Origin of the sequence: Serratia plymuthica, assembly GCF_018336935.1 — a bacterium.
Classification (GTDB): domain Bacteria; phylum Pseudomonadota; class Gammaproteobacteria; order Enterobacterales; family Enterobacteriaceae; genus Serratia; species Serratia plymuthica_B.
In genome coordinates this window covers 2,979,085-2,997,547 of record NZ_CP068771.1, presented here as the reverse complement: position 1 = coordinate 2,997,547, position 18,463 = coordinate 2,979,085, and the positions used below count along the sequence as shown (strand labels likewise).

Sequence of the window (18,463 nt, the reverse complement as noted above, 5' to 3'; positions counted from 1 at the left end):
TTTTGCTTATTCGCATCTTCAGGTTCGTCCTGCCGCATCATGCCATTAAACGCAAAATAAGCGCACTCATACGCAGCAGAACCGTCGTCGGTTCTGCCTGTGCGGCGCCGGGGCGAATATGTCCGGCAGTGCGGTAGATAAAAGTGAGAGCGCAAACCGTGGTTTGATGTAACACAACGACATGTGAACTGGCTTGCATTTTCAACTCCCGTCACACTTTATAGTGAGTTCCATTGTTAGGGAGACGCATTAATCATCATGGCATCCATTAAAGACGTAGCAAAAAAAGCCGGGGTCTCTACCGCCACCGTATCGCGAGTTTTAAATAACCACCCCAGCGTCGTTGCGGAAACGCGCAAGGCGGTGCGTGATGCGATGGATTATCTTTGTTATGTGCCGAGCAAGAGCGCTTTCCAACTTAGCGGCAAATGTTCCGGGTTGATTGGCGTGGTATTGCCGAACCTGGTTAATCCTCACTTCTGTGAGCTGCTGGCGACATTTGAAGAAGAGGCCAGATACATTGGTAAATCGGTTATCGTTAAAACACATCAGAATCAACCGCAGCAGGATAAACACATTATCCATACCCTGGTCGGCATGGGGATCGACAGCCTGCTGTGGGTACCGACAGAAGCGGAGGCTGAACTTTCCGAGTGGTTAACGATCACCAACATTCCGGTGGCAGTCGTAACGCAGGTTTCCCGTTTTTTTAACTCCGTATCCATTAACCAGGGTAAAGGTGCGGAAAGCATTGCGGAACATTTCATGCAAACGGGGCATACCTCATTTGGTTTTGTTGCTCAGGAAGGTGTCGATAATAGAAAGGTGTCCTCCTACAGTAAAAAAATCAGCAGCCATGGTCTGGCTCTCGCCAAAGAGAACCAGTTCTGGATAACCAAAGGCGTGGGAGAAAAAATATCAGGCCATATAAATATGCTTGATGTCATCATCGAAAAATTAACGAAGCAGCATAAAACCTGTTCTTGCCTGTTAGTCTATAACGATGTCGCCGCCAGTTATATTATTGATGGGTTAAAAGAAAAAGGCGTTGCGGTACCTCAGAATATTTCCATCGCCAGTTTCGACAACACCTTATTGGCGCAAACAAAAAAGATCACCAGCATCGCGCAACCGATAAGCGAAATTGCTCACCTGGCCTTTCAGATGGTGAAAAATCAAGTTCGGCAGGAAAGTATCGAAATGCATGAAATTGTCTCCCGGTTAATTATACGCGAGAGCAGCGTTAATATTCACATCACGACCCTGTAATTCGATTCAGGTTTAGCCAAGGTGCAACGGTTTGCGCCAGGGATTTCTTTTAACAAAAAACGATGAAAGCGCTGGCGTTGATGGCTGGAACAGGGCCCGTGCTTTGTATTCATGACTGCGCAATAGAGGTGGGTTTATGTCTGCTACCGCAATAGAAAAGCAAAGCGCTTACGAAAAGCTGAGCCTGAAAGAAAAGGTGGGGTACGGCATGGGGGATGCCGGATCCTGCATGATTTGGAGCGTGTTGGCGCTGTACCTGACATGGTTTTATACCGATGTGTATGGCCTGGATCCCGGGATTGTGGGCACATTATTTCTGGTTATCCGCATTTTTGACGCCTTTAGCGATCCGGTCATGGGCGCTATTTGCGATCGCACCAAAAGCCGCTGGGGTAAGTTTCGGCCCTGGCTGTTGTGGATGGCGCTGCCGTTTGGTCTGGGGGCGGTTGTGATGTTCACCACACCGGACCTGAGCATGAACGGGAAAATCATTTATGCATGGGTAACCTATCTGGTGATGTCGCTGATCTATACGGCGATCAATATTCCCTATTGCTCGGTAGCGGGCGTCATTACCTTGAACCAGAAAGAACGCATGGGTTGTCTGTCATGGCGTTTCTTCCTGAATGGCCTGGCGACGCTTATCGTCTCTTCTTCCATCCTGCCCCTGACCGACTGGCTGGGTAATGGCGACCGGGCTTCCGGTTTCCAGATGACGATGATGGTCATGGGCGGCGCCGCGACCTTAATGTTCCTGTTCTGTTTTTCCAGTATCAAGGAACGTGTCGTTTCGATTAAAGCCAACGACAGCTTAATGCGGGATCTGAAAGACATCGCCAAAAATGACCAATGGCTACTGATGATTTCGATTACCTTCCTGAACGTCTTTCCGGCCTTTATTCGCGGAGCTGTCACTATCTATTACGCCACCTACGTCATGCAGGCCTCCGTAGGATTTATCACCTTTTTTATGGCGCTCGGCGTCGCCAGCAATATGCTGGGCAGCGTGATTGCCAAGCCGCTCACCGATCGCTTCGATAAAATAAAATTGTTCCGCATTATCAACATCATTCTCGGCATCCTGTCCTTTGCGTTGTGGTTTGTCGACCCGAAATCGCTGACACCGCTGTTAACGCTGTTTATCGTCATCAATATTCTGCATTTAATCCAGTCGGGCCCCATTCTGTGGGCAATGATGTCCGACGTCGACGACTACGGCGACTGGAAATTCGGCAAACGCCTGACCGGTATCTCCTTCGCAGGCAACCTGTTTATGCTGAAAATGGGGCTGGCGGTGGCCGGCGCGATCGTGGCCTGGATACTGTCGTTTACCGGGTATATTGCCAATAAGCCGGCACAAAATACGGAGACGATTCAGGGCATTATCATGATGTTCTCGTTACTGCCCATGGTGAGCTATTTCATCAGTGCGTTTATGGTGCGCTACTTCAAGCTGAATAATGCACTCCTCGAAAAAATCAAAGTCGATCTTGCAAAGCGTGAGCTGGAGAGCGGTCGGGGCTTATCACCGGAATATAAAGACGTTCCTGTCCTTTAATGTCATCTTATAAGAGGTTTAATTAATGGCGAGTGAAAATTACTACGATGTAACAGAATGGAATGTGGGTAATCCGCATGAGGATATTGGCGAGGTAATTAATAGCATTATCGCGGATATTAAAAGCAGGCAAACGGGCGTTGATATAAATGAAGGCGGTAAACCAGGTGCCGTTATCTATATTCCGCCAGGTGACTATCCGCTTACTACGCAGGTGGTTATTGACATCAGCTATCTGAAAATCGTGGGCTCTGGTCATGGTTTCACCTCTTCAAGTATTCGCTTTAATACGCCGGAGAGTGAACTGGCAAACTGGCACGAAGTGTGGCCGGGAGGCAGCAGAATACAGGTGGGGATATCGTCAGCGGCTGACGATGAGGAACATGCAGGAGCCGCGTTTTATGTTCAGCGTGATGGCGCACCTCGAATTAGCTCGGTAGAGTTTGCTGACTTTTGTATTGATGGTTTACATTTTTTGGATGATGGTTCAGGAAACAACGATCCAGAAAATAGCTACACAAACGGAAAAACAGGTATTTATATTGCCAGTGCTCAAGACTCCTTCCGAATTACCGGTATGGGGATGGTGTATTTGGAGCATGGAGTGACTATTTATAATGCGGATGCGCTGGATGTTCATGATAATTTCATCGCTGAATGCGGCAACTGCATAGAGCTACGGGGTTCGGGGCAGGCTTCAAAAGTGACCGATAATCTGATAGGCGCCGGTTATAAAGGGTACTCAATTTATGCTCAAAATTTTGGCGGGCTTTTAATTACGGCCAACAATATTTTCCCACGGGGTAAAAGCAGCGTTCATTTTTCTGGCGTGGTGCGTTCCTCTGTCACCAGCAATAGATTTCATTCATTTTACCCGGGAATGGTGGTGCTCCAGGGAAACTGCTCGGAAAATTTGATTTCCGCAAATCACTTTTTACGTGACCGTGAACCCTGGCCTCCTATGCAGGCATACAACAATGGCCTGGATGATTTGTATGGCATCCTCTATATCAGTGGTGACAATAACTCTGTGATTGCCAACCATATTTCTGAGACGATAGGTTCTCAGTATGTCACTCCACCAGGCGCAACACCGGTAATAATACGTATCGCTTCGGGGCAGGGAAATTATATTTCTGACAATCATATTGTTGCCACTACCGAAGCATCGGAGGTGCAGGCTATAGCAACGGGTTCTTGTTTCGCTACGCAGGTGGGCGCTTTGCTGGCTACCGATCAATTGAAGGTGCTTGACGTGACCACCGTACTGATAGAAAACGAATCGGCTAAAAATACGGTTCTTGATTCGGGAAGTGACGCACAGGTTATTATGGACAAGGCTGTAAATGCATTCAGAGCCACGCCAACGCCAGGGGTATAAACCGTCTATTCAAAAAAGCCCTGCGAATAAGCAGGGCTAAGACTCTTATTGATATTACTCGTTTTTTATTGTTGCCGGTGTCACCCAGCGCCAGGCTCAATCGCCTGGCGTTTTGATCGGTTTTCAGGCGATCCTCAGCCCTGAGGGAAAATTGAAGTCACCTCACGAGCGGTATCGGCCAGAAGCTCGCCGTTTTTGTAACTCTCGGTCACTTCTCCGTTCTTGCCGATAGCGGTTTTAGGTCGTTCAATAAACTGCCCCAGCGGAGTTGCGTTCTCATCCAGTACCACCGCAAACGGAATTTTGACTTTATCGACGCCAAAGTGTGCTTTAAAGACGGCTTCCGCCTTATCGCGCGTAACTATGCCCAGACGAATAGCCGGTGCTGACGCGGCTATGGCATGGATAACGGGCAAGTTTTTATGGCAGTCGGAGCACCACATTTCAGCCGCAACCAGAATGCTGTACGAACCCGGAAGCTGCGACAGCTTGCTGATGACATCCTCTGGTAATGCCTCTTTGGCGAGCGCCTCAAAATGTCGCAATGCCTTGCTGTCTTCTTCTGTTCCGCCGGCAACAAATTCGCCGTAACCCGATGCGGCATCAAGCAGTGCTTTGAAATCGTGCATGTATTCTCCTTAGGTATTAACTGGCACTCGGCATCACATAACTCTGGCAATGATAAAGGCCAATGGGATCTCTTTTGCAATTATTGCGGTCATGGCTGGGTGCGCCGTACCATTCTACCTCAGCCAAACGGGGCAGGATAATTTGTTACTATGAGACAGAAGGCGAGTGCTGCCGTTTAGCGAGTGACGGGAGGGGCGGTGGTGTGTGATATAAAGGCCCGTAACGAGTACCTGTTATATGGAGATAAGAATGAACAAGTACCTCCTCGCGTTATCTGCGGTGCTCATCGGCGCGCAGGTTCAGGCTGCAACGCCCGCAGCGCTGCCCGCACCGGTCAAACAACTGGAAAAACAAGGTATTGAAATCATCAAACCTTTCACCGCGCCAGGTGGCGTTCAGGGGTGGTTGGGAAAATACCAGGGAACGGGGGTGACAATTTATCTGACCCCTGACAAAAAACATGCCATATCAGGTTATATGTACGATGAGAACGGCAGTAACCTGAGCGAAAAAGTCATACAAGAGGAGATTTACATCCCTGCCGGTCGGGAGATGTGGCAAACGCTATTAAAAGCGCCAGGCATCATGGAAGGAAGCGATAAGGCAAGTTGCCAGATTGTGGTGTTTGCCGATCCTTTCTGCCCTTACTGTAAAAAGTTCAGGCAGGAAGTGCAGCCCTATATCAAAGACAATAACATCGCCATGAAAACGCAGTTGGTGGGTGTCATGCAGCCCGACAGCGGCCGTTATGCGGCGGCGATATTGTCTTCTGACAACCCCGCGAAGGTCTGGCAGGATTTCGAACTGTCTGGTGGCAAAAGCAAGCCGGCACTCCTGGAAAAAACGCCGCAGCCGATTTTTTCTCAGATCCAGTACAACCAGAAATTGATGGACGATCTGGGCGCCAACGGCACACCGGCGATTTATTATCTGAACCACGCCAACATGCTTCAACAGATCGTCGGTCTGCCGGATAAAGATCAAATGGCCAATCTTGTGGCTTGTAAATAGTTCGCGTGCCGTTTGCAGGGTGACTGAGGCTCAGATCACCCTGCTTATATCAACCGTGTTGGCGCATAAAGCGTGAACGCCAGGGTTTCAACACCCAAAGGGCCAGTGCGGCGGTGATGAAATCAAAGGAAATCGCCATGCCAAAAACAACGTGCCATCCTTGCGTGTGTTGATAAAGCAGTGCCGCCAACGGGCCGCCAAAAATAGAGCCGATCCCTTGCGACATATACAGCCAACCATAGTTGGCGGTGGCGTTTTGGCTGCCGAAGGTATCGGTTAATGTCGAAGGGAACAAAGAAAATATCTCCCCCCAACCAAAAAACACCACCCCGGAAAGCAAAACGAATAACAGTGGGTCCTCACGGCACATCAGCCACAGCGTCATTGCGACACCTTCGAGCGCAAAGGCGATAAACATGGTTTTTTCCCGGCCATAGCGGTCTGAAATAAAACCGAACAGCGGGCGAGTCAGCCCATTGGTGAAGCGATCGAGGGTTAACGCCAGGGGCAGCGCCGCCAAGCCAAAGACCACCGCCTTGCTGATGCCAAAATCTTCCGCGAAAATAGCCATCTGGGACGTCACCATCAACCCAGAGGTGGACATCATTGCCATCATTACAAACATCAGCCAGAACAGAGGCTGACGCAGCATTTCTTTTGACGTGAACTGACGTTTGCTCTGCTCCAGCCTGGTGCTGGTCGGTTGCACATCAATATTGGCCGGTACTTTCAATCCTTGGCTGGCCAGAAAACCCACCAGGGCAAAGAGGCCGCCGAAGACCATCATGGTCTGCTCCAGGCCGTAGGTCCCCAGGGAAATGCTGATGGGGAAGGTGGTTAAAATCGCCCCCATGCCATATCCGGCAGCCACGGCTCCGGCCGCAAAGCCGCGCCGTTGCGGAAACCACTTAACCATCAGCCCAACGACGCCGATGTACACAATGCCGGTACCCAGCCCACCGAGACAGCCATAAACCAGGTAGAACTCAGTCAGGTTGCTGACCTGGGATGAAATAATCCAGCTAAATCCCGAAAGCAGCGTGCCGATGGAGATTAATATCCGTGGCCCAAAGCGATCGATAAGCTTGCCCTGGAAGGGCGAGAAGAACGTTTGCAATATGATGAGCAGCGAAAAGGTGACCTGCAACGCGGGCAGATCAACGCCCAGTTTGGCCGACAGTGATTTGGTCAATAATGTCCAGACATATTGCGGGCTGGAAATCGCCGCCATACAGATCAATCCCAAAAGGAGTTGTGTCCACCGCTGATGACTTTTTTCTATTACTGACTCGCTGACTATGGTCATTTAAATCTCCCCAGGTATAAGAGTTGTATCTGCCGATGCATATGAATGAGCATTAAGCGTGCCAGAATAAAAAATAAATAATAAATTCTTTGTTTAACAAGGTGATGAGTGTTTTTTATCATTTTATTTTAAATTTGATCGGGAGGCGGCTAGTGAAGATATTTCGCACGGGTATAGTGCACATGGACAAAGTTAGTGCGGCATTAAGTAATGCAATTAATAGGTTAAGTATAATTTTTTCTGAATAACCTGAGATTAAATAGCTAACGAATAAACATGTCACCGAGGGTAACCTCAGTATTCATAAGTTGGAGAAGACTGCGGTAAATCCGGCCGAACCGGTTATGGTTTTAAACGGCGCTTTCTCGAGGGATACTTTGCTAACGGTTAGCATTGTCTCGATATTAATCGCTATTTACCCCGTTAGGATTAACCCGTTAATGCTGGTCAGTATGTATTGATGGTTTTAAATTTTTATTTTTTCTCATCGTTGTTAATTCTTCCTGCTGCTTGCTATGAATTAATGGTGAGGCAAGGCGCGTTGTCATCTTATGACCGGGTTCCTTGGAGGGTAATGTCGGATATTATTAAACAGGTGAGCACGATGAAAAAAGTCATTGTGGTGATAATGGTTTTTTTTACCTTCATTATTTTGGGATGTGCAGATCGTCAAGGTGCGGGCGATGTATCTAAAGAATGGCATGACAACTCAAGGCAATTGGGTTTTTATCCTATTTATCCGCCCAGCGGTGAGTTTTTTCCCGGCGATATATACATAACGCCGTTTAGCCCCGCTCAGGGGAAAATAAAAATACCCGCAGAGTTCTATACGATTCAGCCGATAAGATATACATCGATTGATGTCAGCGATGCATTAACCGAAGCGCCTGATTTTCAACGTACCGCAGAATGGACGGATGCGAGTGATGTGAAGCATCGACCTGAGCCATTTTTAAACTACCCGGCTTCGGGTAGAAGAGTGAATAATATTGTTGCGTTTCCAGGGTTCAGATTTGCTTCAGTAGGCAGTGCGAGTTTTGGCGCTGGCTTTCCAGCCGACGGTTGGGCGGCGAAAATTGGATTGGCAAAGAAAACTGCCTATACGGTCACCTACAACGTTCCCAATGCAGAGTCTTTAAGTATAGATTTCAGTACGGGTGCGGATAAAATGATAGAGTGGAGACAAAAGGTTAATACTCAAAATTTGCAATTTATTGATGATAAAATGAAAGCGGCCATTCTCAGCATTCAGAATAGATATAAAATAAATGCCAAAGTAGAACCGGGGATTGTATTTATTACTACCGTGTATTACGCACGCTCCCTTGATGTTACGATATCGTCCTCCGAGGGGTTTAGCGCGTCAGCTTCAGCGACAATTTCAGAATTAGTCAATTTATCGAAGAAAAAATCCGCATTAATGAACGAGCTTAATAAAATAAAGCCTGATGGCAGCGCTAATGGCGATGAGGTTGCGGCTAATGTTGATACCGAGAAAAAATCCAATGCGGTTCAACAAAATGTTCAATCAATACAAAGCCAGATTGACAGTATAAATACGTCAATGAGCCAACTCTCTCAAGCGATGGCACCAGGCGCCCCCGGGGCCACGGGGACCGTAACCCGTGTTACAGCAAGCGGCATAACGCTTCAGCAAGTATTTCCGTATCCGGTCGCCATCGGTTATAGCGGAATAACCGTTACTATCCCTGAATTTCTTTATACCTGTAATGTATTCAATAAAACAAGCGCTAAGGTTAAGATTGATGGGTGCGATGCACCTGCCATTCCTAATGGTTACACTCCTAATCAGGTTGAAAAGGGGGCTCTCAAATGATCCTGTTTTAGACTGCTATATAATGTTATGAATGTTTTAAGTGGTAATGATAAACATTCTTCATGCCATTATAAAAATATTCGGCAGTAATAATAAGAAAGCTCTCGTAAGTAGTGGCATATTTTTAACCCATGCTGTTCGAACGCAGAGGACAATACCATGCCAAAATTAATCACACATTCCTGGAAAAACCATAAGGCATCGTCGGGTGAACCCGCCATACCCGCTCCTGTTGTCATGATTAAAGATAATGGCCATATCTTGATCATTGCCGATGCGGATACCGACGCGGATGGAAGCCCAGATGCGAAAGAGATCGATGCGACAGGCCAGATAGAAACCAGCCTTAGAAAAAGAAAGGATGGAACCGGTTGGCAGGGTGAGGGCGACTATGTTAATGCACGTGTTATTCCTTACTATGTTATTCCAGGCAATTGGAAAGAGGTGACCGGTATAGACGTCAAAATGGGCGACCTGGCTAAACTCAGCTACAACGATTGTTTTGTTTACGCTATTTGCGCTGATGTTGGCGGCGATAAATACATTGGAGAAGCGTCGATTGCCGCTATTGAAGCGCTTGGGGGAAACCCGTGGGGAAAAGGAAAGAAAAAGATAATCAGCGGATTAGACTATGGCGTCACATACGAAATCGTCGCAGGTTCGGCGAGCTTAAGTACCACTCTGAATTTTGAAACTATCCAGGAGTACGGTAGGACGTTATTTGAGTAAAACTTACCCTTTAACACCTTCTGGAAGCCGGCAATATTTCCTCGTTGTGCTATTTTGGCCCACCGGTAGCCAGGTCGTGCCCGGTAGACCAAATTTCACAGAAAATGATTGCCTTAGCGATTCACACCGCCTCCTGCCGGCAAAGTTGCTTGCAGGGCGGTGATTTTTGTTTATCATTAACTGTATATATATACAGTTAAGTTATGCATTATGAAGATACCCCAATCCTGTTGCCCAGAACCCGCTGCGATCATGCCAAACCCGTGCTATGACGGGGGCTGACGATGTTTGCCCTGGTGGATGTGAACAGCTTTTATGCCTCCTGCGAGACAGTTTTTCGGCCGGATCTTAAAGGTAAACCGGTGATCGTACTGTCCAATAACGACGGTTGCGTGATTGCCCGTAGCGCCGAGGCCAAGGTGTTGGGCGTGCCGATGGGGGCGCCGTATTTCAAGATCAAAGAGGAGATGCGCCGCCGCAAGGTGGCGGTGTTCTCTTCCAACTACGCGCTGTATGCCGATATGTCCCACCGGGTGATGAGCATTCTGGACGAGATGGCGCCGGCGGTGGAAATCTATTCGCTGGACGAAGCCTTTTTGCGGTTGGATGGCGTTAACCGTTGTGCAGATCTGGCGCAGTTTGGCCGCCAGGTGCAACAAAGGATTTTGCGGGAGACGCATTTGGCCGTCGGCGTGGGTATAGCGCCCAGCAAGACGCTGGCCAAGTTGGCCAATTACGCCGCCAAGCGTTGGCCAGGTACCCGGGGTGTGGTGGATCTTTCGGATCCTGTCCGTCAGCGCAAGCTGCTGGCGTTAATACCGGTAGAGGAAGTGTGGGGCGTCGGCCGCCGACTGACCCGGCAACTGCAGGCGATGGGGATTGAAAACGCATTGCAACTGGCGGATTGCGATACCCGCCTGGTGCGCAGAACTTTCAGTGTGGTGCTGGAACGCACGGTGCGTGAACTGCGCGGGGAATCCTGCCTGCAATGGGAGGATGAGGCCGCAGCCAGAGAGCAGATCATCTGTTCACGCTCGTTCGGCCAGCGCTTGACCCATTACCCGCATATGCGGGAGGCGATTTGCAGCTATGCGGAGCGCGCGGCGGAAAAATTGCGGCAAGACGAACGCTATTGCCGCAGCGTGTCGGTCTTTATCAAGACCAGCCCGCATTCCGCAGGCGAGGGTTATTACAGCAATCTGGGCACTGCCCGGCTGCAAACGCCGAGCAACGACAGCCGCGATATTATTGCCATGGCGGTGCGTGCGCTGGAAAGCATCTGGCGGGAGGGTCACCGTTACCTGAAAGGCGGCGTGATACTGGGGGATTTCAGCGCAGGCACCATGGCGCAAATTGACCTGTTCGACGACTGCCCGCCACGGCGCAACAGCGGCCAACTGATGGCGACGCTGGACAAGCTCAACCGGGAAGGGCGCGGCCGCATCTGGTTTGCCGGGCAGGGCATCGCCAAACCGTGGCAGATGAAGCGTGAGATGCTCTCGCCGGCCTATACCACTAAATTTAGCGATATTCTCAGGGTCAGGATGGGCTGAGTCCGGCCCAATATCGAGCCGGGGATTGCGTCTTGAAACCAGATTTCAGTGGGTTGCCGTTATATGGATTTACTTTTTTAAGAACGCATAGATCTTTAAGGATAAAAAAAACGAAAAAGTAGCAGGTGGCGAGGGTAATCATAAATTTGGCCTGTGGGTGCCGGGAATGCTAACCCAGGGGTTATCACTCCGGCACCACTAAGGAAAGTTGTGATGGAATGTATGGCGAAAAATATAATTATGGGCCTGATAAATTATCTATATATAACTTTTGGTTAATCTATAAGGCGGTCGCTGTTAACTGCCGCCTTTAATTAATAAATTCCCTGGTGCTGTAGACATGACAGTGCCAAATGAACAGATATAATTTTATACAGTAACGCTTACCAGGAGCTGCTGCCGCCAGGCTTGGCGCGGCCGCCGGCGATAGAGTCTAACCAGGCTGCATTAACTATCGCCATAACAAACTCCTTTTGAGTGAATGATTTATTTTTATGCAATCCTCTGTAAGGAAGGTGATTATTAACTGATGGCAACTACCATATCAAGCGTTATTTTAAAAAAATAATCGGCCGGCGAATCAGTGTTATTGATTAGGGTTAATTCAAGTGTTAAATAATACAAGTAAGTTCGGTTGGTATAATTAACGGGTAATGCTTGTTTGCGATTTTTTATTTGTTTCCGTTGTTGGTCGGCTTTAGCGCCCGTGTTTTGCGCCGGGAATGATATCTCTCCCGTACCTTTAGCGATAGGGGATTACCCCAGCCTCGCCAAGACTGAGATCTGCGAGGCAACTCTCGTTTATAGTCCTTCGGGCATGAGGGTTCTGTACTATTGTTTTCTCTTTGCAGCACGTTCCACGCCGCTTCCGGCCGTGGTACCGCGGAGAGTACAGATGAACAAACGAGAATTAGAAAGCGCGATTGTCACCGATTTTTCCAAACGCATGAGCTACGGCGATTACCTGTGCCTGGACCAACTGCTGGATTGCCAGCATCCGCTGTCCAATCCGCAACATCATGACGAAATGCTGTTCGTGGTGCAGCACCAAACCTCTGAACTCTGGATGAAGCTGATGCTGCATGAGCTGCAGGCGGCACGGGCATTGGTACAACAAGATAAGCTCAGCCACTGTTTCAAGATCCTGGCCAGGGTCAAACAGATCCAGCGGCTGCTGTTTGAACAGTGGGCGGTGCTGGAAACCCTGACGCCGTCGGAGTATGTAGAGTTTCGCGATGTGCTGGGCAACTCGTCAGGTTTTCAATCCCATCAGTACCGCTCCATCGAGTTTTTGCTGGGCAACAAGAATGCGGCCATGCTGGCGGTGTTCAGTAATGATGCGGAAAAACACGCGGCGCTGAAGGCGATCCTCGAGGCCCCAAGCCTGTACGACGAATACCTGCTTTATCTGTCACGCCACGGCCTGCCGATCCCGCAAGAGTGTATCGACCGCGACTGGACGCAGCCGTACCAGCGCAACCCAAATCTGTTGCCGGCGTTCAAAGAGATCTACGACCATCCGCAAAAATACTGGGAGGCCTATGAAATGGCCGAGAAACTGGTGGATATAGAAGAAAGCTTCCACCTGTGGCGTTTCCGTCATATGAAGACGGTGGAGCGGATTATCGGCTTCAAATCGGGTACCGGCGGCTCCAGTGGCGTCAGCTTCCTGAAAAAAGCACTGGATCTGACTTTTTTCCCCGAACTGCTGGATGTGCGCACCGAAATCGGCGCCTGACGGGCTGGAGGGATTTGCGCTGCAAACGCTGCCCGTCGGCCAGCGGTTATCAGCCGACGGAGGGCGTGTGCCATGAGCACTATCTCAACGACTGTGAGGCCGATGGCTATTTCGACCGCGATATTTATCAATCGGTGAAGACAATATAACTGCAGGCTCAGGTATGTCGGCATATGCGGATAACGTATTTCCATAATCATATTGTCGCGTTTAGGCTGATACCCTACGAACTTTAAACACGGCATAAGGTGTGATGATGGAGAAGGTATTGGTGACCGGCATAGAGCCGTTTGATGGGGACGACGTAAACCCTTCCTGGCAGGTTGCGCAGGCTCTGGCAGGGGAGCGTATCGCCGGCGCGGAAGTGGTGGTGCGCGAGCTTGCCTGCGTGTTGGGGCTGTCCAACCAACAGCTTATTGCGGCGATAGACGAGTTGCACCCCGTTGCGGTGATCTGCCTGGGGTTGGCCGGCGGGCGCGGGGAGATCTCCGTTGAGCGGGTGGCCGTCAATCTGATCGACGCCCGCATTCCCGATAACGCCGGTAAACAGCCGATAGACGTGCCGGTGGTAGAAGGCGGGCCGGTCGGTTATTTCTCTACGCTGCCGGTGAAGGCGATTGTGCAGCACTTGCGCCGGCAGGGTATTCCGGCGGCGGTGTCTCATACTGCCGGTACCTATAATTGCAACCAGCTTTTTTACGGGCTGAGCCACCACATTGCCGGCCATCATCTGGCGATAAAAGGCGGGTTTATTCACATTCCGTACAGCCATGAGTTGGCGGTCAATCATCCAGGCAAGCCGAGTATGGCATTGGCGACCATGATCGACGCGGTGCGCAGCATTGTGCATACCACGTTGACGATTGACGAGGATTTGGCGATCGGTGGCGGCGCGCTGCACTGAGGCAGCTGCATTGAAGCGGTTGTATTGACGTCATGCCAGGGCGCAGCGGACCGCTGCGCCCTGGCTTCCGGTTACTCGTCGGCGACGCGGATCACCAGCTTGCCGAAGTTTTTGCCCTGTAACAGGCCGATAAACGCCTGTGGCGCATTTTCCAGCCCGTCGACCACATCTTCGCGGAACTTGATTTTTCCCTGCCCGACCCATTCGCCCATTTGCTGCAGGAAGTCGCCATACTCTGGACCATAGTCGTCGAAAATAATAAAGCCCTGCATACGGATGCGCTTGCGCAAAATCAGCCCCTGCAGCATCGGCAGGCGATCCGGGCCGTCTGGCAAACCGGTGGCGTTATAGTGGGCGATAATGCCGCAGACCGGAATACGCGCTCTGGCGTTCAGCAGCGGCATCACCGCATCGAACACCGCACCGCCGACGTTCTCGTAATAAATGTCGATCCCCTGCGGGCAGGCGGCGGCCAGCTGTTCGGCAAAGTCGGCAGCCCGGTGATCGACACAGGCATCGAAGCCCAGTTCCTCCACCACATAGCGGCATTTTTCCGCACCGCCCGCCACGCCGACCACGCGGCAACCTTTCAGCTTGGCGACCTGACCAACGACCGAACCGACGGCGCCGCTGGCTGCGGCGACCACCAGGGTTTCACCGGGTTGCGGTCGGCCGATATCCAGCAGGCCCATATAAGCGGTAAAGCCCGGCATGCCCAAGACCCCGAGCAGGCGGGAAGGATGCGTTTGTTGCGCGCCGAGGTTGTGCAAGCCGTTACCGTCAGACAGCGCATAATCCTGCCAGCCGTCGTAGCCCAGCACCCAGTCACCTGGTTTGAAACCCGGGTGTTGCGATGTCACGACGCGCGACACCGTGCCGCCGACCATCACCTGGCCTATCTCCACCGGCGGTGCGTAAGAAGGGGCATCGCTCATACGGCCGCGCATATAGGGATCAAGCGACAGATAGACGGTGCGTAAAAGTACCTGGCCGGCGGCGGGTTGCGGTATCGCCCCCGTTTCCAGGCGGAAATTGTCTGCGGTAGGTTCACCGTGCGGACGTGAGGCCAGCAGGATGCGGCGATTTTGTTGTTCGGATTGAGACATCAGGAACTCCTTATGCGGACAGAACCCTAAGTCTAGTCAATCATCGGTAAGGGGAAATGGCCTAATGTGCTTCGTCGTCCCTTAAATCGGCAGGGGCTATCGCAGGGCCAAAAGTGCGTCATGAAGACGGGGAGGCAAAAGTGGCGGCTGTGCGGCAACCTCCGGGCATCCGGGTATCAGAGCGGGACGATCAGCACGTCGATGTGGCTGGTATTGATAAAGCGCGCCGCAGAACAGGAGATCTTGTTCATCAGGCTGTCGCAGTGGTTGCCGCAGATCACCAGATCAAACGGCTGGCGTTGGCGGGCGTAGCTCAGGCTGTCGCTCAGTTCACCATGAACGATCAGCGTCTCGGCGATGGGATAATCGGCCCGCAGCCGCAGCTCCTCCATAAACAGCAGCGTCTCTTCTTCCATCAGCGCGCGCAGATCGCCCAACATCGGCCCGGCGAAGTTATTGTACATTTCCGGATTGGCAATCGTGCTCAGCAGGGTGATTTTACCGTTAGAGGGGCGCACGATAGAGACGGCTTTTTCAACCAGGCGGTGGCTGTCAGCCGCCACGGCGACAGTAACCAGAACGTTTTGATATCCCATCTTCCACTCCCGTTTTCCATACTTAAGATAAAGAGTAGAGCCTGATGCATTTGATAAATGTGGTTTGTATCACGCGCGACAATAAATCGGAGATTATTGCCGCTATTTAGCAATAAAAGATAAAGGGGCGTTCGCGCGTAATGAAGAAAAATTAAAACACCTGCGCCCACAGCGTTTTTGGCACCTTGCCCAGGTCGAACAATTTACCGGCAACCAGCTCGGCGCGACGGTGATCGGCTGCGCGGTACATATTGCTGATTTCAATATCATTATCAATGGAATAGTTAAGCTTGTCGTACACTTTTTCCACGCTGTCCAGACTGGAGCACTTGCGGAACGTCATCAGGTAATCGAAGGTATCAGTCATGATTAAAATATAGCCTGTTAATAGTTGTTGCCGGACGAAGGAACATCACGCCGTCATGCCGGGCTGCGCCAAAAGCGTGATGTGCGACCTGAGAATTAATTTCAAATAAATAAATTGCATTAGGGTAATAATCGGCTGCGTTACCAGTGCCTTGTACGCCAAGAATAATAATATGCCCACGCGGTATCGGCAATGCCATCCTGCCGTTAAAGACGCGAATTAGGCAAAGTCTCAGATTGCAGGGGGAGGGCGTAAAGGGAAACAGGGACCATGCACCTTGAGCAAACCGGAGGGCGAATGATGAGTTACCTCCCTCCGGCGGGGATTTTTTGCGTCCCGCAGAAACTCTTCGGCGGGCGGCCGTATCCATCTGAAACCTCCGCCGGGAATCTTCAACCTTCTCTCCGCCGGCGGGGCAACATGACCGGCGCGATATGCGTGGGTTATTCGGTGGTCGTGAATGACGGAACAGATCCTCCGGTGAGCAAAAATAAAAGCAAACCCGCATTTTGTTTTATAGGTCCACCCAAAATACGTAGGGAAGTTTTATCGCCAAAGAGGTGCAGCTGAGATTTAAGTCTTTTCGTCAATGAAGAAAAAATGATTAAAGTTTTAATTATCGCTACCGATAAAACGTATTGGGGGAATTTTTAAGAAAAATAAACCCAGGCTCGTTGCTTTAGCTCTGCTTATCGAGAAACATATCGTTACCTCTGTTTTCTTGTTCACAACCTAAGCGAGCTCTTGTTAACCTAATATCCCCATTCGCTGAAAATTAAAACAGGCAATCCGCCGTTTTTTAAGTCAAATCTGAAACCCCATGCCCTCATAGTTTCCCAGTGTTACTTTTTTGATGTTGATAGTTTATTGTTAATTAAACGGTTATTTATACTGTGTTTATCGCCTGCTAACAGATTTTTGTTCTGTTATTTTGGTTTGGTGATGCTTTTGTTCGAATTGATCTAAAAATGATATTTTTTTGGCTTATATACATTGTTTTTAAGACGTTTTTTTACTTATGGCTGATTTTTAAGCAAAAACAAGGGTGAAAAATGGCCAAATAAGAGAGGGTTTGGCTGAATTATTTTTTATTTTTGTGATCTTCATCACATTGTATTTAAAATTGCTGCTTACTTACATTGTGTGTGCTAATGGTTCGGGGGTAGAGTTGCGCTGCTTTAGGAATAATCTTATTAATTTTGTAAAAATAGTTTCATGGTGACTACACACTATCGAAGCAAAATGCTGTACATCCATACACGTTGGTTTACGCACGTATCAAATACTGAATGATGGTCCGAATTTAGAGATGTTGAAAAATTTATAACGGCCGTTATTCAGGGATTCATTTGCCAGCTTCGGGAACAAACCCAGGTCACGGGCGATAAAAATTATCACCCAGCGTATGTTTTTAAACATAGTCTGTCGGGATGGGGAATATGGGTACGTCTGAATTACTTAAGCATATTTATGACATAAATTTGTCATATTTACTTTTAGCACAGCGTCTGATTAATGATGAAAAAGCATCGGCAATGTTCCGTCTGGGTATCGACGAAGCCATGGCCGATGCGCTCGCTCAACTCACGTTACCGCAAATGGTCAAGCTGGCTGAGACTAACCAGTTGGTCTGTCACTTCCGTTTTAACGAAAGCCATACCATCGAGCGCCTGACGAAAGAGTCACGCGTGGACGATCTGCAGCAAATCCATACGGGCATTTTGCTATCAAGCCATTTACTGCAAGAACTATCGGGTAAAGACGGTAGTGCGACGAAGAAAAGAGCCTGATGATGGTAGAGAAAAGTATTGTTCAGGAAGCCAGGGACATTCAGCTGGCTATGGAGTTGATTACGCTGGGTGCGCGTTTGCAGATGCTGGAAAGTGAAACTCAGCTCAGCCGCGGGCGATTGATCAAACTCTATAAGGAATTGCGCGGCAGTCCGCCGCCGAAAGGCATGTTGCCGTTCTCAACCGACTGGTTTATGACCTGGGAACAGAACATCCACTCATCCATGTTTTACAACGCCTATAGCTTCCTGATGAAGAGCGGGCATTGCACCGGCGTCGAGGCGGTGATCAAGGCCTATCGTCTGTATCTGGAACAGTGTCCGCACCAGCCGGGTGAGACGCCGCTGTTGGCGCTGACCCGCGCCTGGACGCTGGTGCGTTTCGTCGATAGCGGCATGTTGCAGCTCTCCGCTTGCAACTGCTGCGGCGGCACTTTTATCACCCATGCTCACCAACCCTTGAACAGTTTTGTTTGCAGTTTATGCCAGCCCCCCTCCCGCGCAGTAAAAAGACGTAAACTTTCGCCGCAACTGGCCGATATTATTCCTCAACTGCTGGACGAGCAGGTTAAACGCGCAATTTGAGCCGGCGGCACGCCGGTTCATCCAGACCTAAATCGACTTGTGAAACGCAGGGTTCGGCATACCGAACCCGTCGGCGCAGCCTGGACTGCTGCGCCGTTGCGGCT

The 18,463-nt window shown here is 50.0% G+C and carries 18 protein-coding genes and 1 pseudogene; 12 read left to right on the top strand and 7 right to left on the bottom strand.

The features are described 5' to 3' along the window. Positions 1-37: 37 nt before the first annotated feature. Positions 38-199 carry a hypothetical protein gene (locus tag JK621_RS13925; protein ID WP_212556506.1) on the bottom strand — a complete coding sequence of 54 codons (162 nt, stop codon included), beginning with the start codon at positions 197-199 and terminating at the stop codon, positions 38-40. Positions 200-258: 59 nt separating this feature from the next. On the opposite strand from JK621_RS13925, the gene JK621_RS13920 reads away from it, so the two are divergent. From JK621_RS13920 to JK621_RS13910, 3 genes are all read left to right on the top strand, one after another. Further along, entirely contained in the window at positions 259-1,269 is a 1,011-nt protein-coding gene (locus JK621_RS13920) for a LacI family DNA-binding transcriptional regulator (protein ID WP_212556505.1), read from the top strand. A 136-nt stretch (positions 1,270-1,405) separates the two neighbouring features. Then, complete coding sequence (locus tag JK621_RS13915) at positions 1,406-2,827, top strand: glycoside-pentoside-hexuronide (GPH):cation symporter (RefSeq protein WP_212556504.1); 1,422 nt, start codon at positions 1,406-1,408, stop codon at positions 2,825-2,827. A gap of 25 nt (positions 2,828-2,852) precedes the next feature. Next, positions 2,853-4,208 carry a NosD domain-containing protein gene (locus tag JK621_RS13910; protein ID WP_212556503.1) on the top strand — a complete coding sequence of 452 codons (1,356 nt, stop codon included), beginning with the start codon at positions 2,853-2,855 and terminating at the stop codon, positions 4,206-4,208. Positions 4,209-4,342: 134 nt separating this feature from the next. On the opposite strand, the gene JK621_RS13905 is transcribed toward JK621_RS13910, so the two are convergent. Continuing rightward, entirely contained in the window at positions 4,343-4,837 is a 495-nt protein-coding gene (locus JK621_RS13905) for a thioredoxin family protein (RefSeq protein WP_212556502.1), read from the bottom strand. Positions 4,838-5,087: 250 nt separating this feature from the next. Here JK621_RS13905 and dsbG point away from each other — a divergent pair, with 250 nt between their 5' ends. After that, the gene (gene dsbG / locus JK621_RS13900; RefSeq protein WP_212556501.1) at positions 5,088-5,849 is read left to right on the top strand and encodes a thiol:disulfide interchange protein DsbG; all 762 of its coding nucleotides are present in this window, start codon (positions 5,088-5,090) and stop codon (positions 5,847-5,849) included. 49 nt (positions 5,850-5,898) lie between these two features. Here the strand turns inward: dsbG and oxlT are convergent, their stop codons facing one another. Further along, positions 5,899-7,155, bottom strand: a complete 1,257-nt coding sequence (gene oxlT / locus JK621_RS13895; RefSeq protein WP_212556500.1) for an oxalate/formate MFS antiporter — start codon at positions 7,153-7,155, stop codon at positions 5,899-5,901. Between the two features lie 604 nt (positions 7,156-7,759). On the opposite strand from oxlT, the gene JK621_RS13890 reads away from it, so the two are divergent. The 6 genes and pseudogenes from JK621_RS13890 to pcp all read left to right on the top strand — a co-directional run bounded on the left by JK621_RS13890 (position 7,760) and on the right by pcp (position 13,916). After that, positions 7,760-8,992 carry a hypothetical protein gene (locus JK621_RS13890; RefSeq protein ID WP_212556499.1) on the top strand — a complete coding sequence of 411 codons (1,233 nt, stop codon included), beginning with the start codon at positions 7,760-7,762 and terminating at the stop codon, positions 8,990-8,992. 159 nt (positions 8,993-9,151) lie between these two features. Further along, the gene (locus tag JK621_RS13885; RefSeq protein WP_249337071.1) at positions 9,152-9,721 is read left to right on the top strand and encodes a glycoside hydrolase family 75 protein; all 570 of its coding nucleotides are present in this window, start codon (positions 9,152-9,154) and stop codon (positions 9,719-9,721) included. Between the two features lie 284 nt (positions 9,722-10,005). Then, positions 10,006-11,274, top strand: a complete 1,269-nt coding sequence (gene umuC, locus JK621_RS13880; protein WP_212556498.1) for a translesion error-prone DNA polymerase V subunit UmuC — start codon at positions 10,006-10,008, stop codon at positions 11,272-11,274. Positions 11,275-12,169: 895 nt separating this feature from the next. Continuing rightward, positions 12,170-13,012, top strand: a complete 843-nt coding sequence (gene kynA, locus JK621_RS13875; RefSeq protein WP_006326156.1) for a tryptophan 2,3-dioxygenase — start codon at positions 12,170-12,172, stop codon at positions 13,010-13,012. A 41-nt stretch (positions 13,013-13,053) separates the two neighbouring features. Then, positions 13,054-13,161, top strand: a pseudogene (locus JK621_RS13870) (DNA gyrase inhibitor SbmC); the annotation flags it as partial. A gap of 107 nt (positions 13,162-13,268) precedes the next feature. Continuing rightward, positions 13,269-13,916 (top strand): pyroglutamyl-peptidase I, encoded by a 648-nt coding sequence (gene pcp, locus JK621_RS13865; RefSeq protein ID WP_212560199.1) that lies wholly within the window; start codon positions 13,269-13,271, stop codon positions 13,914-13,916. 71 nt (positions 13,917-13,987) lie between these two features. Here the strand turns inward: pcp and JK621_RS13860 are convergent, their stop codons facing one another. From JK621_RS13860 to JK621_RS25385, 4 genes are all read right to left on the bottom strand, one after another. Further along, positions 13,988-15,022 carry an NADP-dependent oxidoreductase gene (locus JK621_RS13860; protein ID WP_212556497.1) on the bottom strand — a complete coding sequence of 345 codons (1,035 nt, stop codon included), beginning with the start codon at positions 15,020-15,022 and terminating at the stop codon, positions 13,988-13,990. Positions 15,023-15,198: 176 nt separating this feature from the next. Further along, entirely contained in the window at positions 15,199-15,618 is a 420-nt protein-coding gene (gene uspC, locus JK621_RS13855; protein ID WP_212556496.1) for a universal stress protein UspC, read from the bottom strand. A gap of 151 nt (positions 15,619-15,769) precedes the next feature. Beyond that, positions 15,770-15,985 carry a transcription modulator YdgT gene (ydgT, locus tag JK621_RS13850; protein ID WP_006319160.1) on the bottom strand — a complete coding sequence of 72 codons (216 nt, stop codon included), beginning with the start codon at positions 15,983-15,985 and terminating at the stop codon, positions 15,770-15,772. Beyond that, positions 15,978-16,355, bottom strand: coding sequence for a hypothetical protein (locus tag JK621_RS25385; RefSeq protein WP_249337070.1), 378 nt, complete (start codon positions 16,353-16,355; stop codon positions 15,978-15,980). Before JK621_RS25385 ends, ydgT begins: the two co-directional genes overlap by 8 nt. 1,069 nt (positions 16,356-17,424) lie before the next feature. On the opposite strand from JK621_RS25385, the gene flhD reads away from it, so the two are divergent. Together flhD and flhC are read left to right on the top strand one after the other, a co-directional pair. Beyond that, positions 17,425-17,775: a flagellar transcriptional regulator FlhD gene (gene flhD / locus JK621_RS13840; protein WP_172603361.1), complete on the top strand. Its 351-nt coding sequence runs from the start codon at positions 17,425-17,427 to the stop codon at positions 17,773-17,775. Continuing rightward, positions 17,775-18,359: a flagellar transcriptional regulator FlhC gene (flhC, locus tag JK621_RS13835; RefSeq protein ID WP_148661028.1), complete on the top strand. Its 585-nt coding sequence runs from the start codon at positions 17,775-17,777 to the stop codon at positions 18,357-18,359. Before flhD ends, flhC begins: the two co-directional genes overlap by 1 nt. The last annotated feature ends 104 nt before the right edge of the window (positions 18,360-18,463 follow it).

Bases quoted from the DNA above. Each gene is read 5' to 3' on its own strand.
- JK621_RS13925 (WP_212556506.1), bottom strand. From the start codon at position 199: ATGCAAGCCAGTTCACATGTCGTTGTGTTACATCAAACCACGGTTTGC.
- JK621_RS13920 (WP_212556505.1), top strand. From the start codon at position 259: ATGGCATCCATTAAAGACGTAGCAAAAAAAGCCGGGGTCTCTACCGCC.
- JK621_RS13915 (WP_212556504.1), top strand. From the start codon at position 1,406: ATGTCTGCTACCGCAATAGAAAAGCAAAGCGCTTACGAAAAGCTGAGC.
- JK621_RS13910 (WP_212556503.1), top strand. From the start codon at position 2,853: ATGGCGAGTGAAAATTACTACGATGTAACAGAATGGAATGTGGGTAAT.
- JK621_RS13905 (WP_212556502.1), bottom strand. From the start codon at position 4,837: ATGCACGATTTCAAAGCACTGCTTGATGCCGCATCGGGTTACGGCGAA.
- dsbG (WP_212556501.1), top strand. From the start codon at position 5,088: ATGAACAAGTACCTCCTCGCGTTATCTGCGGTGCTCATCGGCGCGCAG.
- oxlT (WP_212556500.1), bottom strand. From the start codon at position 7,155: ATGACCATAGTCAGCGAGTCAGTAATAGAAAAAAGTCATCAGCGGTGG.
- JK621_RS13890 (WP_212556499.1), top strand. From the start codon at position 7,760: ATGAAAAAAGTCATTGTGGTGATAATGGTTTTTTTTACCTTCATTATT.
- JK621_RS13885 (WP_249337071.1), top strand. From the start codon at position 9,152: ATGCCAAAATTAATCACACATTCCTGGAAAAACCATAAGGCATCGTCG.
- umuC (WP_212556498.1), top strand. From the start codon at position 10,006: ATGTTTGCCCTGGTGGATGTGAACAGCTTTTATGCCTCCTGCGAGACA.
- kynA (WP_006326156.1), top strand. From the start codon at position 12,170: ATGAACAAACGAGAATTAGAAAGCGCGATTGTCACCGATTTTTCCAAA.
- pcp (WP_212560199.1), top strand. From the start codon at position 13,269: ATGGAGAAGGTATTGGTGACCGGCATAGAGCCGTTTGATGGGGACGAC.
- JK621_RS13860 (WP_212556497.1), bottom strand. From the start codon at position 15,022: ATGTCTCAATCCGAACAACAAAATCGCCGCATCCTGCTGGCCTCACGT.
- uspC (WP_212556496.1), bottom strand. From the start codon at position 15,618: ATGGGATATCAAAACGTTCTGGTTACTGTCGCCGTGGCGGCTGACAGC.
- ydgT (WP_006319160.1), bottom strand. From the start codon at position 15,985: ATGACTGATACCTTCGATTACCTGATGACGTTCCGCAAGTGCTCCAGT.
- JK621_RS25385 (WP_249337070.1), bottom strand. From the start codon at position 16,355: ATGGATACGGCCGCCCGCCGAAGAGTTTCTGCGGGACGCAAAAAATCC.
- flhD (WP_172603361.1), top strand. From the start codon at position 17,425: ATGGGTACGTCTGAATTACTTAAGCATATTTATGACATAAATTTGTCA.
- flhC (WP_148661028.1), top strand. From the start codon at position 17,775: ATGATGGTAGAGAAAAGTATTGTTCAGGAAGCCAGGGACATTCAGCTG.